The organism is Streptomyces sp. TAA486 (assembly GCF_000426165.1).
The window spans coordinates 97,622-112,624 of the sequence record NZ_AUEV01000012.1 but is presented as its reverse complement, the minus strand read 5'-3'; the positions used below and the strand labels follow the sequence as shown (position 1 = coordinate 112,624).

The window sequence follows — 15,003 nt, the reverse complement described above, 5'->3', positions numbered from 1 at the left end:
CCGATATTGTCAACAATATTGTGCGAGTTTAGTGTACAGGCATGTCCTCCGACGCGACCCCCCGAACCGTCGTCGCCGTCCTCGGCCTGGGTGAGGCAGGTAGCGCGCTCGCCCGCGACCTGGCTCGGGCCGGTGCGATCGTACGTGGCTACGACCCCGCCCCGGTGCCCGTTCCCGACGGCGTACGGGAGGCGGGCAGCGAAGCGGATGCGGCGACGGACGCGCACCTGGTCCTCAGCGTCAACAGCGCCTCGGCCGCACACGACGCGCTCCGCGCCGGAATGCGCACGGCGCCGCCCGGATGCGTCTGGGCCGACCTCAACACCGCCTCCCCCGGGGCGAAACGGGCCCTCGCCGCCACCGCGGACGGCCACGGTGTGACGTTCGCGGATGTCGCGATCATGGCGCCGGTTCCGGGCCGGGGACTGCGCGTACCGATGCTGGCATGCGGACCGGGCGCCGCACACACCGCTGAACTCCTGGGCCCCCTCGGGGCGTTCGTCGACCTCGTCGAGGGAGGGCCCGGCACGGCCGCCGAACGCAAGCTGCTGCGCAGCGTGTTCTTCAAGGGCCTGGCCGCCGCCGTGGTCGAAGCACTCGCCGCGGGGCGCGCCGCGGGCTGCGAGGAGTGGCTCCGCGAGAACATCGCCGCCGAGCTCACCCGGGCCGACGCCTCGACGGTCGAGCGCCTGGTCGAGGGCACGCACCGTCACGCGGTGCGCCGTACGGCCGAGATGGCTGCCGCGACGGAGATGCTCGGCGAACTCGGTATCGACCCGGCAATCTCCACCGCCAGCCGCGACCTGCTGGCACGGCTGTCCGCGAAGTAGCGGCAGCGCCGTCCCGGCCGCGGCCGGCGGCGAATCAAGTGAGCGGCTATCCCACGGCCTTGGCCGCAGCCCTGCCCGCCGTGCGCCCGGAGAAGATGCAGCCGCCGAGGAACGTGCCCTCCAGCGAGCGGTATCCGTGGACGCCGCCACCCCCGAACCCGGCGGCCTCGCCTGCCGCGTACACGCCGGGCAGCGGCTCACCGCCCTTGCTCAGCACCCGCGCGTCCAGGTCGGTCTCCAGACCGCCGAGCGTCTTGCGCGTGAGGATGTTCAGCCGGACCGCGATGAGCGGCCCGGCCTTCGGGTCGAGGAGCCGGTGCGGAGTCGCGACGCGGATCAGCTTGTCGCCCAGGTACTTGCGCGCACCGTGGATCGCCGTCACCTGGGAGTCCTTGGTGAACGGGTTGGTCATCTCCCGGTCACGGGCCTCGATCTCGCGCCTCAGCCCCGCCTCGTCGATGAGCTTCTCGCCGGTCAGCTCGTTCATCCGCCGTACGAGAGCGCCGAGTTCACGTTCGATGACGAAGTCGGCCCCGTTGTCCATGAAGGCCTGTACGGGGCCGGGCGCACCGGAGCCGACGCGCGCCAGCAGCAGCCGCAGGTCCCGTCCCGTCAGGTCCGGGTTCTGCTCGGAGCCGGAGAGCGTGAACTCCTTCTCGATGATCTTCTGACTGAGCACGAACCAGGTGTAGTCGTGGCCCGTGTGCATGATGTGGTCGAGCGTGCCGAGCGTGTCGAAGCCCGGGTAGAGCGGCACGGGCAGCCGCTTTCCCGTGGCGTCGAGCCACAGTGACGAGGGTCCGGGCAGGATCCGGATGCCGTGCATGTTCCAGATGGGGCTCCAGTTCTCGATGCCCTCGGTGTAGTGCCACATCCGGTCGCGGTTGATGATGCGGCCACCCGCCTCCTCGGTGATGCCGAGCATCAGGCCGTCGACGTGTGCGGGGACGCCGGAGAGCATGCGGGCGGGCGGAGTGCCCAGCCGCTGCGGCCAGTTGGCGCGCACGAGTTCGTGGTTGCCGCCGATGCCGCCGGAGGTGACGACGACGGCTTGGGCACGCAGCTCGAACGTGCCGGCCACGTCACGGCTGCTCGCCGTGCCCCGCTCGGCGTCGCTGGGCTCCAGCACTTCGCCGGTGACGGTGTCGACCGTGCCGGAGCTGCGGGAGAGGCCTGTCACCCGGTGTCGGAAGCGCAGTTCGACGTTGCCGCGTTCGACGCCGGCCCGAACCCTCCGCTCGAAGGGCTCGACGAGGCCGGGGCCCGTGCCCCAGGTGATGTGGAAGCGGGGAACCGAGTTGCCGTGTCCCGTCGCGCCGTAGCCGCCCCGCTCGGCCCAGCCGACGACGGGGAAGATCTTCAGGCCCTGGCCGCGCAGCCACGACCGCTTCTCACCGGCCGCGAAGTCGACATACGCCTCGGCCCAGCGCCTCGGCCAGTGGTCCTCCTCGCGGTCGAAGCCCGCCGTGCCGAGCCAGTCCTGCCAGGCCAGCTCATGGCTGTCACGGATGCGCATGCGGCGCTGTTCCGGGGAGTCGACGAAGAAGAGGCCTCCGAAGGACCAGTGGGCCTGCCCTCCGAGTGACTGCTCCGGCTCCTGGTCCAGCAGGATCACCTTGCGTCCCGCGTCGGCCAGTTCCGCCGTCGCCGCGAGCCCCGCGAGCCCTGCTCCGATCACGATGACATCGGCGTCGTACGCCATGCGTTCCACCTGTTCCGCGCCCGTTGTCCACCCTGACGATCTGGTGACGGGAGGGTATGCCCCCTTGGTCGCGCGCGGCACCCCAGGGGCGCACGGTCAGGTGCCGTCCCTCTGCGGGCTGGCGTGACCGGGGCAACTTGTGTCCCAAGGACTCCCCGGACGGGATCTGCGTCTGAGGACAGCTGCGAACTGACCGATAAGACATGAGCCCGGCGGGCGCCGGCGGACCTGCTCAGGGTCCGCCGGCGCCCGCCGGTCGTCGCGAGCACGGCTCCGGGATGTCGGGCATCATCCTGCGCAGGTATCCGCGCTGCTCAGCAATGGGAGACTCGGTGGCAGATCCGATGACCGAAGGAGCCCTCTCGGCGGACGAGTTGCTCGACATCGTCGACGAGGAAGACCGCGTCGTGGGGCAGGCGCCGCGCGGCGAGGCGATGGCACGGAGGCTGCGGCACCGGGCCACGTCCGTCCAGGTGCGCGATCCGCTGGGCCGGATCTTCGTGCACCGCCGCACACCACGGAAGCTGGTCTTCCCGTCGATGTACGACGTGGTGGTCGGCGGCGTCGTGGGGGCGGGTGAGTCCTACGACGACTGCGCACTGCGCGAGGCGGAGGAAGAGCTGGGTGTGCGGGATCTGCCCGCGCCCGAGCCCCGCTTCACGTTCCTGTACGAGTCGCCGGAGCACACCTGGTTCCTCCGGGTCTACGAGTTGGTGTGCGAGCTGCCCGTACAGCCGCAGCAGGAGGAGATCGCCTGGTGGGACTTCCTCCCGGAGGACGAACTGGAACGCCGGCTGACGCTGCCGCAGTGGCAGGTCGTGCCGGACGGGCTCGAGTGCCACCGGCGTCTGCGTGCGTGGCACGGGCCGGGCAACGGTGGCTGAACCGCACGTGTGCGCCGGGCGCCACGCCGGCGGGGACGGCTACGGAAGAACCACTCCCGGATGGCGCACCGGGTGCGGACACTCATGTGGCGCTGAGTACTTATACGGATGCTTTGCCCCTTTTCCTGCGGCAATGTGAGATCCGCTGAGGCCCACGGGGGTCACAGATCTCATCGACCAGGGGGAAGTTCATGAACACAGCTCTTCGCACTGCCGCCGCGGGCGGGTTCGCGGCCCTGCTCATCGCGACCACCGGGGCCGGTTCGGCCGGGGCCGCGTCCACCTCTTCACTCCCTGCCGGTTCCGGCTCCGGCGACACGACCACGTCCGTTTTCAAGGCCCGTGACTCCAGGAGCAGCGACGTCATCACCTGCAAGATCACGACGCACACGCCGCACTACTCCCACCACGCCCACGCCGAGAACAAGCACCGCGTCAACGTCACCGCCGACATCAAGTGCTCGAAGAAGGTCTCGAGGCTCTCCGTCCAGGTCGGCCTCTACAAGAACGGGAGCCTCTACAAGAAGAGCGCCGTCAAGAGCTCGACCGGCAAGAACTACGTGAGCCAGAACGCCGCACGCCGGTGCGTGAAGAAGCAGACGTACACGGGCGCCGCCAACGGCACCGTGATCTTCCCGCCCAACTACACGCCGCGCACCAAGAACGTCAGCCACCAGAGTTCGAGCGTCGTGATCCGGGCCTGCAAGAAGAAGTGACATCCCGACAGTGACGCGAGGCGGACGCTGACGCCACCGCGAGGGCTCACTCGCGGCCGGCCTCCGGCACTCCGACCGCCATCGCCTCGAGGCGCGGTCCGCCCGTCAGATCCCCGATCAGACGGGCGGACCCGCCGACGAAGGACGAGTCCAGATCGACGTCGGTCGCCACGCACCATGCCCGGTCCCCCGGCCACCACAGATTCGGTGACTGCGGGAAGAAGAACCCGTCGCCGCGCTCCCCCATGTCGGCCGCCGCCTCGACGGGGCCCTCATAGAGCAGATACGCGCGGCTTCCCAGGTCCGCACGCGGCACCTCGTCGCCGCACTCGATCCAGCCCCAGCCGTCCCAGAGCCCCATGACGCAGTGCTCCGGATCGCTGGTGTGGAAGGCGAGCACGTCGCAGAGAACCGGCAGCAGCTCGGCGGGGAACGACCCTTGACGGGGCTCGGCGTCGACGGCCCCGGCGATCTCGGCGAACCCCGTCGCTGCCCGCAGCTCGACTCCTGCCCTCGCGGCGAGGTCGCTCCAGGTCACAAAGCCGCCCCCGGCCGCCTCGGCGGGGTGCAACACCCGTGCGTACGCCTCGAATCCCGCAGGCAGCGGCGTCGGGATGGCCGGCGAGAGGTCCTTGGCGCTCTCCTCGACCCAGCGTGCGGGGGCCGTGCCGTCGATGTGCCGCAGGCGGTTCCCCTGGCCCGGTGCTGCTACCGGTGCTGTCACGTGTCTGCTCCCCCTGAGACATCACGGGGTGCCGCCCGCCCCCGTACGCGGTCCGCCCCCCGGGTCGTGAAGAGCGGAAAGTCCAGTATGCGGCATCGGGCGTAATGGCCCCCGGAGCGAGTGCCCGTAGGCTCGTCCGCATGATCGACCGGCTCATGGCGACACTCCGCCTGTGGTTCGCACCTCAGCGCCTGCGGGCTGAGGGCAGCACACCCGACTACCGCTTCTCCCTCGCCAACGAGCGCACCTTCCTCGCCTGGATCCGCACCGCGCTGGCACTCGTCGCGGGCGGCATCGCAGTCGATCAGTTCCTCACGGGGCTGAGCTGGGGCGTACGTACGGCGATCTCGGTGGCGGTCCTGGCGTGCGGGGCGCTGTGCGCGTTCCGCGCCGTCAGCCACTGGATGCGCTGCGAGCGGGCGATGCGGCTCGGCGAGGACCTTCCGGTCTCCCGCTTCCCGGTGCTGCTGGCGACGGCGACCGCGGTGGCCGCCGTTCTGGTGCTCGTCGCCGTGGTGCTGGGGCGCGGCAGGTGAACGGAGGCGGCGGGCCGAACGCGCGCACCGGCGACCCCGCGGCCCAGCCGGAACGCACGCGCTTCGCATGGCGCCGCACCACCCTCACGTTCGCCGTCGCCGTCGCACTCGGCGTGCGGGAGGCGGTGTACGGGGGCGGCGGGGTCTCGGCCACCGAGGCGGCGGCCGCCGCGTTCGGCGTGCTGGCGTGGCTGCTGTTCCTGGTGCTGGCCCACCGGCGCATCAGAGCCATGGAGGCGGACCGGCCATCGGGCATGGGGCCCGCGACCGTACGGGCGGCGGCGCTGTGCACACTGGCCATGGTGACGGTTGGAGTGGTGCTGCTGTGGTGAACGAGGAAAGCGGGCGCGCAGAGCGCCCGGAGGATGCCGGCGGACGCGGGGCGGCCGACGGCCGACAGGCGCCCCTGGTCGTGGTGATGGGGGTGTCCGGGTCCGGCAAGTCCACCGTGGGCGAACTGCTGGCGGACCGGCTCGGGGTGTCGTACGCGGAGGCCGACTCCTTCCATCCGCCCGCGAACATACGGAAGATGTCCGCCGGCACGCCGCTGGACGACGAGGACCGGCGTCCCTGGCTCGACGCCATCGCCGGCTGGCTCTCGGAGCACGCGGAATCCGGCGGCGTCGTCAGCTGCTCGGCGCTGCGCCGCCGTTACCGCGACCGGCTGCGCGCGAGCGGCGTGCCGATGTTCTTCCTGCATCTGGACGGCTCGGAGGAACTGATCGCGGAGCGGCTGGGCAGCCGCAAGGGTCACTTCATGCCGCGCGCGCTGCTTCGCTCGCAGTTCGCGACGCTGGAGCCGCTGGAGGCGGACGAGCGGGGCGCGGCGATCGCCATCGGGGGGAGCCCCCAGGACGTCGCGGAAAGAGCACTCGCCGCGCTCGCGCCGTAGCCGCGGCGCCGAACACACTGAGAAGCTTTGGGCGTTGTGGCGCCGGAGCCACCGGCCCGACCGGGCGGCCCCTCCGTCGGCGGGCGAGTTCGGCGGGCGGCGAGAAACGAGGGAGAGAGCAGCGCATGACGTCTGCGTCAGCGGCGGAGGCGGGCGGCAGCGCGCCGGCGCCGGGTGAGCCGTTCACGGAGAAGATCGCCGAGGGCGTGCACGCCTACATCCAGCCGGACGGCGGCTGGTGCGCCGCCACGGAACGCCGGACCAAAGTGCTGCGCACGGCACTTGCGGCGACCGGCGCACCCGCACCGCCACCGTTGTGAGCGCGCGCCGAACTGGACGGATGCCCGCCGGGAGAACCGCTCGACATCCCCTCCGTGTGGGCCGACATGGAGCAGATGAACGGCGGCAGGCCGGTCGCGTGCCACGCCTGAGCCGCCACCCGCTCCGGTGCCGCGCCCGACGGGTCCTTTGCCGCTTCGCGGGTGTGTCTCGTCACATGCGGGCCGTTGAGCGGGGTCCGCGGCCCTGCACCCCTAGACGCCATACCGACTAGTCGGCATGATCGTGCCAACCGCCTTCCCACGATCGTCCGTCAGCCCGCTCCGCGCCTCCCCCGACCTCCGATCCTCTGTCGCCCACTCCCTGTCCCCCGCCCCACTCACGCAAAGGAGCGCTCACGCATGAGCAAGGAGAATCCGCCCGGCCTCGATCCGGAGCGGCTCGCCGCGTATCTGGACCGGGAGCGGCCGGGCCTGGTGCGGGGGCCGCTGGAGGCCGAGGTGATCCAGGGCGGCCGGTCGAACCTCACGTACCGCGTGACCGACGGCGTCAGCCGCTGGGTCGTGCGGCGCCCTCCCTTGGGGCATGTGCTGGCCACGGCACACGACATGGCGCGCGAATACCGCGTGATCACTGCCCTTCGGAGCACGGACGTGCCGGTGCCCGGGACGGTGCTGCTGTGCGAGGACGAGGACGTGATCGGCTCACCGTTCTACGTCATGGAGGAGGTCGAGGGCACTCCGTACCGCACGGCCGATCAACTGGCCGCGCTCGGCCCGGAGCGCACCCGCGAGCTGGGGCTGGCGCTGCCCGACACGCTCGTCGCGCTGCACTCCGTGGACCCGGCGGAGGTGGGGCTCGCCGACTTCGGGCGCCCGGAGGGTTTCCTGGAGCGGCAGTTGCGCCGCTGGGGCAAGCAACTCGACGCCTCGCGCAGCCGGGAGCTGCAGGGGATCGACGAACTGCACGCGTCGCTCGGGCAGCAGCTGCCCGAGTCCCCCCAAGCCTCCGTCGTGCACGGGGACTTCAGGCTCGACAACGTGCTGGCGGGCGAGGACGACCGGATCGCCGCCGTGCTCGACTGGGAGATGTCCACCCTGGGCGATCCGCTGACCGACCTGGGTCTACTGGTGATGTACAGCGAGCCGCTGAACGTCCCCGACGCGCCGGTCAGTTCGACGGCCGAGGCCCCGGGGCATCCCTCCCCCCAGGAGCTGATCGAGCGGTACGCCGACGGTTCGGGCCGGGACGTCTCCCGCATCAACTGGTACACGGCCTTCGCCTGGTTCAAGCTCGCGGTGATCCTCGAGGGCATCCACTACCGCTACACGTTGGGCCAGACAGTGGGGCCCGGCTTCGACCGGATAGGCGGCCTCGTCCCGGTCTTCATCGACAACGGACTCACCACGCTGCGGAAGGGATGAAGTCAGTGGACTTCGCATACGACGCCCGTACGGAGGAACTGCGCAGGAAGCTGCAGAGCTTCATGGACGAGCACGTCTATCCGGCCGAGGCAGTCGCCGACGAGCAGCGCTACGCGCAGGACTCGCCCTGGGACACGCCCCCCGTCGTGGAGGAACTGAAGAGGACGGCGCGCAAGCACGGCCTGTGGAACCTGTTCCTTCCCGACCGCACCTATGGGGCGGGGCTGACGAACCTGCAGTACGCGCCCCTCGCCGAGATCCTCGGACGCAGCCCCCGGCTGGCGCCGACGGCCGTCAACTGCGCCGCCCCGGACACCGGGAACATGGAGGTGCTCACGGAGTTCGGCAACGCGGAGCAGCGCAGGACCTGGCTGGAACCGCTGCTGAGCGGCGAGATCCGCTCGGGCTTCGCGATGACCGAGCCGGACGTCGCCTCGTCCGACGCGACGAACATCGAGACCCGCATCAGGCGGGACGGCGACGACTACGTCATCACGGGCCGCAAGTGGTTCATCTCCGGTGCGATGAACCCCGACTGCAAGATCTTCATCGTCATGGGCAAGACCGACCCGGACGCCCCCGACATCCGCCGCCAGCAGTCGATGGTGCTGGTCCCGCGGGACGCCCCGGGGCTCGAAGTGCGCCGCGCCATGCAGGTCTACGGCTACGAGGACCACTACCACGGCGGCCACGCCGAGATCGTCTTCGACAATGCCCGGGTGCCCAGGAGCAACCTCGTCGGCGAGGAGGGCGGCGGATTCGCCATCGCCCAGGCCCGACTCGGCCCCGGCCGCATCCACCACTGCATGCGCCTGATCGGGATGGCGGAGCGGGCTGTCGAGCTCATGTGCCGCCGGGCGCAGGGGCGTTCGGCTTTTGGGCGGCAGCTCGCCGAGCAGGGGCAGGTGCGGGAGTGGATCGCCGACGCGCGCGTGCAGATCGAGCAGCTGCGCCTGCTGGTGCTCAAGACGGCGTGGCTGATGGACACCGTGGGCAACAAGGGCGCGCACACGGAGATCCAGGCCATCAAGATCGCCACGCCGCGTGCCGTCGTCGACATCCTCGACCGGGCGGTGCAGCTGCACGGCGCCGGCGGAGTCAGCCAGGACTTCCCCCTGGCGGAGCTGTGGGCGGCCGCCCGTACGCTCCAGCTCGCCGACGGACCGGACGAGGTACACCAACGCTCCCTCGCCAAGCGAGAGTTGAAGCGGCACGCCGCCGCCGAGTAGCCGCGCGCCGATGCCTCGGTCCCGCTTCCCGGCCAACGGCGGGGAGGGCGGGACCGGGCGCGCCGCGTCCGTCCCAGGGTGCTCACGGGGACGAGACGGCGCGGCGCCACACCTCCCGCCCGAGGTCGTCGCAGTTGACGAGGAGCACGCGGACATCGGGCGGGAATCCGAGCAGTTCGCCCGAGCGGGCATGTCCCTGGCTACGGGGCACGAGAAGTCTCCGTCCTGGAGATACCGGCGTCGCTCGACGCGATGGACCGGATTCTTCCGGGGAACGGCCCAGGGATCGATTGCCCGCGGGGTAATGGCCGGTCTCGTATTCCTCCTCAAGTTCCCTGTCCGCTAGGATCATTCACATGACTGCCGGGTCGGCCGTGGGCCGCACACAGAACGGATACCCGGCCGGCGTTTGATCACCGCGCGGGCGAGAGGCCCGCCCCCGTTACGAGAAGTGCGCACAGCCACTCGTAGCGGAAGGAGGTGAATTCATGAGCTGGCAGGAATTCCTCGCCCGTCACCAGGCAGGTGACGTCATCGAAGGCGTGGTCACCGCTGAAGTGCCGTTCGGTTCGTTCGTCGAATCCGAAGGGGTCACCGGTCTCGCGTATCAGGAGTCCTGGCCCGTAGGCACCCGCGTCTCGGTCCGCATCCTCGAGATCGATCCCGAGAACCAGCGGTTCAGCCTGGCCTCGGCCTGAGGCGAGCGCTGATCCGGGGGAAGAGGACTCCCCCGGATCAGCGTGACCGCATTATCGCGCCCGGGCCCGCTCCGGACCGCCCCCTCGCACGTGAAACGCCCCTCCCCCGCGAAAGGAATGCGTGGTGTGTGAATCGCCGCCCGCACAGACGGGCAGCAAACGGCTGCCGTGGGGCGGCCTGCCGCAGTCCGTGAGATCCGGGATCGAGGACCTCTTCGGAAGGAAGGCGGCCGTGGTCACGAGCCTGCCGGGCGGCTTCTCCGAAGGACTCGCCGCCCGGCTGGAGTCGGCCGACGGCCGCAGAGCATTCGCCAAGGCCGTCAACGCGGCAGCAGCACCCGCGGTGGGGGCATTCCACCGGCGCGAGATCGCGACGGCGGGCGCGTTGCCGCCCGGAACGCCGGCGCCTCGGCTGCTCGGTTCGTTCGACGACGGTGGGTGGGTGGCCCTGGTCTTCGAGCACGTCGACGGGGCGCTTCCCGCACAGCCGTGGCGCGAGGCCGACTTGGAGCGGGTGGTCGACGCCATGACCGGACTCGCGGAACGGCTGACACCGGCGCCGCGGCTCGAAGTAGCTCCCGGCGCACCGCGATTGGGCGGCTGGGCACGTCTGGCCGGTGACGGCCGGGCAATGACGAGGCTCGCGGACCTCGCTCCCGGAACCGCACGGGACCTCGGTCTGCACCTGACGCTGGAGGCGCACCTCGACGAAGCCACCGCGGGAGGGACGCTCACGCACGGGGACCTGTACCCGTTCAACGTTCTGCTCACCGGCGAACGTGTCGTCTTCGTGGACTGGCCGCACGCCTGGGTGGGCCCGGCTCACGCGGACCTCGTAATGCTGCTGAGCAGCGTGGCCCTCAGCGGCATCGATCCCGAACCGTTCGCCGCGCGCACTCCGTTGCTGAGCGGCATCGAGCCCGAAGCCGTCGACGTGCTCATCTCGGCGCAGGCGGGTTTCCTTCTGGCGTCGTCCTGCACGGCGGACCCGGGGGCGGACCCGCATCTGGTGCGCATGATGACGCGGCTCGGACTGGCCTGCCTGCGCTGGCTGTCAGCGCGCCGCAGGACGAACTCGCTGTCGGGGCACGCCGCTTGGGGATGGCCGGCGGCCGCACCACCTGGGAGGCATGAAGGCGGCGGTGGATGACATGGAACGCGGCACGGCAAGCCGTTCGGCAATGGGCAGTGCGCTGCTGAGAGCGGCCCACGTGCGCGAGGACGATCCGCCGTGGGTGCTGGAGGACACCGTCTCGGCTGGTTCCCCTCGGGTGGGTGCATGGTGCCGGGGCGTGCCGCGGCGACGGGGATTGCCGGGCGCCAATGCCCTTTCCGGTGAACTGGCCTTTCTTGCATACGAGTTGAACCCGTCCGCCTCCGCAGATGGTTCACGGGTACCTGGCCACCGGCGGGAGCCGCCGGCGAGGCGTCAGTGCCCTCAGGCGGAAGCATCCGGTGGCGACCGTCTGACACCACGGGTCCGGCGGGTGCACCTCCACGGCTCCGGCGCACCCGCCTCCCAAGTCCGCACCGCTCAGGGCTGGATGACCACACGCCCCGTCGTGATGCCGTCGAAGACGCGCTGCACCGCGCTCGCGCCCTCCTCCAGCGGAACACGTTCGCTGATGAGCGGCTTGACCGCGCCGTCCGCGGCGAGCGCGGTCAGCTCCTCGTGACAGGCCTGGACGGCGGCCGGGTCCTTGGTGTTGTAGAGACCCCAGTGCAGGCCGAGGATCGAATAGTTCTTGATCAGCGAGTGGTTGAGGCCGGGCGTCGGCACCGCCCCGCTCGCGAACCCGACGACGACGATGCGGCCCTCGAAGGCGATGCACTTGACCGACTTGGCGTAGGCGTCGCCCCCGACCGGGTCGTAGACGACGTCCGCGCCGCGGCCGCCCGTGGCTTCCTTCACCGACGCCACGATGTCGTCCTCGCGGCGGTCGACGACCACGTCACAGCCCAGTTCGCGCGCCGCCTCGGCCTTGGCCTTGCCGCCCACCACGCCGATCACGCGCGCCCCGGCCGCCTTGCCGAGCTGTACTGCCGCGCTCCCGACGCCGCCCGCCGCCGCGTGCACGAGCAGCGTCTCGCCGGGCTGCAGCCGGGCCCTGCGGTGCAGGCCGAACCAGCCGGTCTGGTAGCCGATGTGGAGCGCCGCCGCCTCCGCGTCGTCCAGTGCCTCGGGCGCCTTGCGGACACTCGCCGCGCTGACCAGCGTGCTCTGCGCGAAACCGCCCATGGGGAGCGCCGGCTGGGCTATCACGCGCGATCCCACCTCGGGTGCGTCGCCCTCCGGGGTGCCCTCCCCGACCGCGAGGACCTCGCCGCACAGCTCCACGCCGGGAGTGAACGGGAACGGCGGCTTGACCTGGTATTCACCCCGGCACAGGAGCGCGTCGGGGAAGTTGACGCCGGCGGCACGCACCCGTACGAGCACTTCGCCCGCGCCGGGTTCGGGGTCGGGGATGTCCTCCAGCCGCATCACCTCACGCGGCTCGCCGTTCATGTGGACGCGCCATGCCTTCACCGGTGCTACCTCCGGAACGTAGTTGCTGCTTTTCGCTCGTGTTGTCGCCCGGCGCCCGCCGCCCGTGGCGCCGCTCGCCGTGCGAGAGCCCGTATGCGTGTGCCTGCCCGGCCGCGTGCCGGTGCATGGGGGCGGCGGGCCCGTTGCCTGTGCCGGTGTCCGTGTGTCCGTGTGCCCGTGTCTGTGCCCGCGGACGTACGTCCTATGGCCGCAGCGCCCGCAGCAGCAGGTCAGCGAGATGGTCCGCGACCTCCTGCGGAGCGAGCCGCCCGTCGGGCCGGTACCAGGCGCTCAGGTGATGGACCGAACCGAAGTGGTAGTCCACGACCAGGTCCGGCGGCGTCGCCGCGTTGAAGACACCGTCGCGCTGGCCCTCCGCGACCAGGTCGCGGAAGCGTTCGTGGTAGCGCCGCCGCTCCGCGCGCACCTGCTTCTGCTTCTCGGGGCTGAGCTGGTGCATGGAGCGGAAGAAGATCCGCGCGTCGTCGAGGTTGTCGATGGTGGTCACGACGACGTCGGCGGCGGCCCTGCGCAGACGGTCCTGTACGGGCTGCTCCGCGTCGGCATAGGCGTCCAGACGGTCCTGCTGGAGTCGGAGCAGCCGCCCGTAGATCTCGTGCAGCAGATCGTCCTTGGAGCCGAAGTAGTGGTAGAGGGCGCCCTTCGTCACCCCTGCCGCTTCGACTATCTCCTGGACGGACGTGCGGTCGTAGCCGCGCTCGGAGAACAGACGCGTCGCGGCGGCCATCAGGCGCTGCGGTACGGGGGCGGCGGCCGTGCCGGCCTGACCGCTCTTGTGGGCGCCGGTGCGGGGCGCCGTTCTAGGTGTGGCCATGCGCCCTCACCTGCCTTTCCTCGTGCGCCCGCTCACCGCGAACACCGCGACGACCGCCGCCGCTGTCTCATTTGCCGCTGTCACCGCGGGAACGCAGTTCCCGCCTCAGGATCTTCCCACTGGTCGTCTTGGGCAGGTCGGCCAGGATCTCGATCTCCCGCGGGTACTTGTACGCCGCCAGCCGTTCCTTGCAGTGGTCGATCAGTTCCTCGGGCCCGGCCGGAGTCCCCGGGCGCAGGCTCACGTACGCCTTCACCGATTCGCCGCGGTATTCGTCGCTGACGCCGACGACCGCGGCCTCCCGCACGGCGGCATGACCGTAGAGGACGTCCTCCACCTCCCGCGGCCAGACCTTGAACCCGGAGGCGTTGATCATGTCCTTCTTGCGGTCGACGACGTAGAGCCAGCCGTCGGCGTCCATGAATCCGATGTCTCCGGTGCGCAGTTCGCCGTCGGGTATCGCTGCGGCCGACTCCTCGGGCCTGCGCCAGTAGCCCGGCACCACCTGGGGTCCGCGGACGGCTATCTCGCCCTGCTCGCCCAGCGGTACGGGCCTGCCTTCGTCGTCGACGATGCTCACCACCGTGTCCGGCCCGGGTACGCCCACCGCGAGCGTGCCGGAGGCCGGGTCGACGGGCGCCTCACGGCCCGGCGGCACGGAGGCGCAGGGCGCGGTGCACTCGGTGAGCCCGTAGCCGTTGCGCAGGTACGGGCCGAAGGCCGCGCCGAGCTTCTCCACGAGCGCGGGCGGCAGCGGAGCGCCGCCCGAGGAGAGCACCCGGAACGAGGAGAAGTGCTCCCGCGTGGCCTGCGGGTGGGCCGCCAGTGCCATGTAGGCGGTGGACGGGCCGACGGTGAAGGCCGGCCGGTGCTCCAGGAACGCGTCCAGCACGACACCCGCTTCGAACCGGTGGGCGAGGGCGAGGGTGCCCCGGCCCGCCAGGCAGGCCGAGAGTTCGCAGACCATGCCGGTGATGTGGAAGAGCGGCGCCAGGACGAAGATGCAGGAAGCGTCGGGCAGTTGGAGACCCGTGTGCTGACGCTCGGCGTTGTAGGCGATGTTGGCGTGGGTGTTCATCGCGCCCTTGGGAGCGCCACTCGTTCCCGAGGTGTAGCTGATGAGCGCGATGTCGGAGCCCGTCAGTTCGCGTCCCGACGGGGCCGCACCGCCGGAGCGCGCGACGGTGAGCAGGTCCTCGGCGTCCTCGGCGGGCGCCGCGCGCTCGAAGCCCAGCACACGGGGATCGTCCCGTGACTGCAGGTCGAGTTCGCAGGCGGTCAGCGCGATGCGTACGGGCGAGTCGGCGGCCGTCGCCCGCAGATACGGCTCCCATGCCCTCTCGTCGCACACCAGCGCCGTCACCTCGGCGTCGTGGAGTACGTGCGCGACCTCGCCCGCCTTGTACATGGGGTTGACCGGCACCACCACCGCTCCGGCCTTCCACGCGCCCAGCAGCGCGAGCACGAAGTGCGGGCTGTTCTGCAGCATCAACGCCAGGCGGTCACCGCGCTCGAAGCCGCGTGCCGCGAGGTGCGCGGCTATGCCGTCGGAGAGCTCGTCGGCCTCGCGGTAGCTGACGCGTCCGTCGAAGTAGGCGAGGGCGGCGCGATCGGGGACGGCGCCCGCCGCGTCGCGGAAGGCGTGCAGCATCGTCTCCGGCGGCTGCACCGGGGCACGCTGAACCTCGTTGAGCTGCTTCAGCCACGGCTTGTCCTCGTAGGTCACC

At 71.0% G+C, this 15,003-nt stretch carries 17 protein-coding genes; 11 read left to right on the top strand and 6 right to left on the bottom strand.

Annotated features, from left to right (window positions below; translation table 11 throughout):
- Positions 1-41: 41 nt before the first annotated feature.
- Entirely contained in the window at positions 42-830 is a 789-nt protein-coding gene (locus I004_RS0116555) for an NAD(P)-dependent oxidoreductase (protein WP_028436417.1), read from the top strand.
- 46 nt (positions 831-876) lie between these two features.
- On the opposite strand, the gene I004_RS0116550 is transcribed toward I004_RS0116555, so the two are convergent.
- On the bottom strand, positions 877-2,532 hold the full coding sequence (locus I004_RS0116550; RefSeq protein WP_028436416.1) for an FAD-binding dehydrogenase: 1,656 nt from the start codon (positions 2,530-2,532) through the stop codon (positions 877-879).
- Positions 2,533-2,876: 344 nt separating this feature from the next.
- Here I004_RS0116550 and I004_RS0116545 point away from each other — a divergent pair, with 344 nt between their 5' ends.
- Entirely contained in the window at positions 2,877-3,416 is a 540-nt protein-coding gene (locus I004_RS0116545) for an NUDIX domain-containing protein (RefSeq protein ID WP_028436415.1), read from the top strand.
- Positions 3,417-3,607: 191 nt separating this feature from the next.
- Positions 3,608-4,132 (top strand): hypothetical protein, encoded by a 525-nt coding sequence (locus tag I004_RS34330; RefSeq protein WP_051345097.1) that lies wholly within the window; start codon positions 3,608-3,610, stop codon positions 4,130-4,132.
- A gap of 46 nt (positions 4,133-4,178) precedes the next feature.
- Here the strand turns inward: I004_RS34330 and I004_RS34325 are convergent, their stop codons facing one another.
- Positions 4,179-4,856, bottom strand: coding sequence for a hypothetical protein (locus I004_RS34325; RefSeq protein WP_051345096.1), 678 nt, complete (start codon positions 4,854-4,856; stop codon positions 4,179-4,181).
- Positions 4,857-4,996: 140 nt separating this feature from the next.
- Between I004_RS34325 and I004_RS0116530 the strand changes: the two genes are divergently transcribed.
- The 6 genes from I004_RS0116530 (at position 4,997) to I004_RS0116505 (ending at position 9,216) form a co-directional block, all read left to right on the top strand.
- Entirely contained in the window at positions 4,997-5,392 is a 396-nt protein-coding gene (locus I004_RS0116530) for a DUF202 domain-containing protein (protein WP_037976523.1), read from the top strand.
- A complete protein-coding gene (locus tag I004_RS0116525; RefSeq protein WP_028436413.1) occupies positions 5,389-5,724 on the top strand; it encodes a DUF202 domain-containing protein in 336 nt (111 codons plus the stop codon). The genes I004_RS0116530 and I004_RS0116525 overlap by 4 nt, the downstream gene beginning before the upstream one ends.
- An 86-nt stretch (positions 5,725-5,810) precedes the next feature.
- Positions 5,811-6,284 (top strand): gluconokinase, encoded by a 474-nt coding sequence (locus tag I004_RS0116520; RefSeq protein ID WP_037976618.1) that lies wholly within the window; start codon positions 5,811-5,813, stop codon positions 6,282-6,284.
- Positions 6,285-6,409: 125 nt separating this feature from the next.
- Entirely contained in the window at positions 6,410-6,604 is a 195-nt protein-coding gene (locus I004_RS0116515) for a hypothetical protein (protein ID WP_028436411.1), read from the top strand.
- Between the two features lie 360 nt (positions 6,605-6,964).
- Positions 6,965-7,987 (top strand): phosphotransferase family protein, encoded by a 1,023-nt coding sequence (locus I004_RS0116510; protein ID WP_028436410.1) that lies wholly within the window; start codon positions 6,965-6,967, stop codon positions 7,985-7,987.
- 5 nt (positions 7,988-7,992) lie between these two features.
- The gene (locus I004_RS0116505; RefSeq protein ID WP_028436409.1) at positions 7,993-9,216 is read left to right on the top strand and encodes an acyl-CoA dehydrogenase family protein; all 1,224 of its coding nucleotides are present in this window, start codon (positions 7,993-7,995) and stop codon (positions 9,214-9,216) included.
- Positions 9,217-9,298: 82 nt separating this feature from the next.
- Here I004_RS0116505 and I004_RS40355 read toward each other — a convergent pair whose 3' ends face one another.
- Positions 9,299-9,427, bottom strand: coding sequence for a hypothetical protein (locus I004_RS40355; RefSeq protein WP_486580046.1), 129 nt, complete (start codon positions 9,425-9,427; stop codon positions 9,299-9,301).
- Positions 9,428-9,704: 277 nt separating this feature from the next.
- On the opposite strand from I004_RS40355, the gene I004_RS0116495 reads away from it, so the two are divergent.
- On the top strand, positions 9,705-9,914 hold the full coding sequence (locus I004_RS0116495; protein ID WP_028436408.1) for a hypothetical protein: 210 nt from the start codon (positions 9,705-9,707) through the stop codon (positions 9,912-9,914).
- Between the two features lie 124 nt (positions 9,915-10,038).
- On the top strand, positions 10,039-11,064 hold the full coding sequence (locus I004_RS34320; protein ID WP_486580045.1) for a phosphotransferase family protein: 1,026 nt from the start codon (positions 10,039-10,041) through the stop codon (positions 11,062-11,064).
- Positions 11,065-11,448: 384 nt separating this feature from the next.
- Here the strand turns inward: I004_RS34320 and I004_RS0116485 are convergent, their stop codons facing one another.
- From I004_RS0116485 to I004_RS0116475, 3 genes are all read right to left on the bottom strand, one after another.
- Entirely contained in the window at positions 11,449-12,441 is a 993-nt protein-coding gene (locus I004_RS0116485; protein WP_028436407.1) for an NADPH:quinone oxidoreductase family protein, read from the bottom strand.
- Positions 12,442-12,643: 202 nt separating this feature from the next.
- Complete coding sequence (locus tag I004_RS0116480) at positions 12,644-13,189, bottom strand: TetR/AcrR family transcriptional regulator (protein WP_051345126.1); 546 nt, start codon at positions 13,187-13,189, stop codon at positions 12,644-12,646.
- Between the two features lie 154 nt (positions 13,190-13,343).
- Positions 13,344-15,002 carry a class I adenylate-forming enzyme family protein gene (locus I004_RS0116475; protein WP_486580073.1) on the bottom strand — a complete coding sequence of 553 codons (1,659 nt, stop codon included), beginning with the start codon at positions 15,000-15,002 and terminating at the stop codon, positions 13,344-13,346.
- Position 15,003 lies beyond the last annotated feature (1 nt).

Coding starts and splice junctions, on each gene's coding strand:
- I004_RS0116555 (WP_028436417.1), top strand. CDS start 42: ATGTCCTCCGACGCGACCCCCCGAACCGTCGTCGCCGTCCTCGGCCTG.
- I004_RS0116530 (WP_037976523.1), top strand. CDS start 4,997: ATGATCGACCGGCTCATGGCGACACTCCGCCTGTGGTTCGCACCTCAG.
- I004_RS0116550 (WP_028436416.1), bottom strand. CDS start 2,532: ATGGCGTACGACGCCGATGTCATCGTGATCGGAGCAGGGCTCGCGGGG.
- I004_RS0116520 (WP_037976618.1), top strand. CDS start 5,811: ATGGGGGTGTCCGGGTCCGGCAAGTCCACCGTGGGCGAACTGCTGGCG.
- I004_RS0116480 (WP_051345126.1), bottom strand. CDS start 13,189: ATGGCCGCCGCGACGCGTCTGTTCTCCGAGCGCGGCTACGACCGCACG.
- I004_RS0116515 (WP_028436411.1), top strand. CDS start 6,410: ATGACGTCTGCGTCAGCGGCGGAGGCGGGCGGCAGCGCGCCGGCGCCG.
- I004_RS0116510 (WP_028436410.1), top strand. CDS start 6,965: ATGAGCAAGGAGAATCCGCCCGGCCTCGATCCGGAGCGGCTCGCCGCG.
- I004_RS0116495 (WP_028436408.1), top strand. CDS start 9,705: ATGAGCTGGCAGGAATTCCTCGCCCGTCACCAGGCAGGTGACGTCATC.
- I004_RS0116545 (WP_028436415.1), top strand. CDS start 2,877: ATGACCGAAGGAGCCCTCTCGGCGGACGAGTTGCTCGACATCGTCGAC.
- I004_RS34330 (WP_051345097.1), top strand. CDS start 3,608: ATGAACACAGCTCTTCGCACTGCCGCCGCGGGCGGGTTCGCGGCCCTG.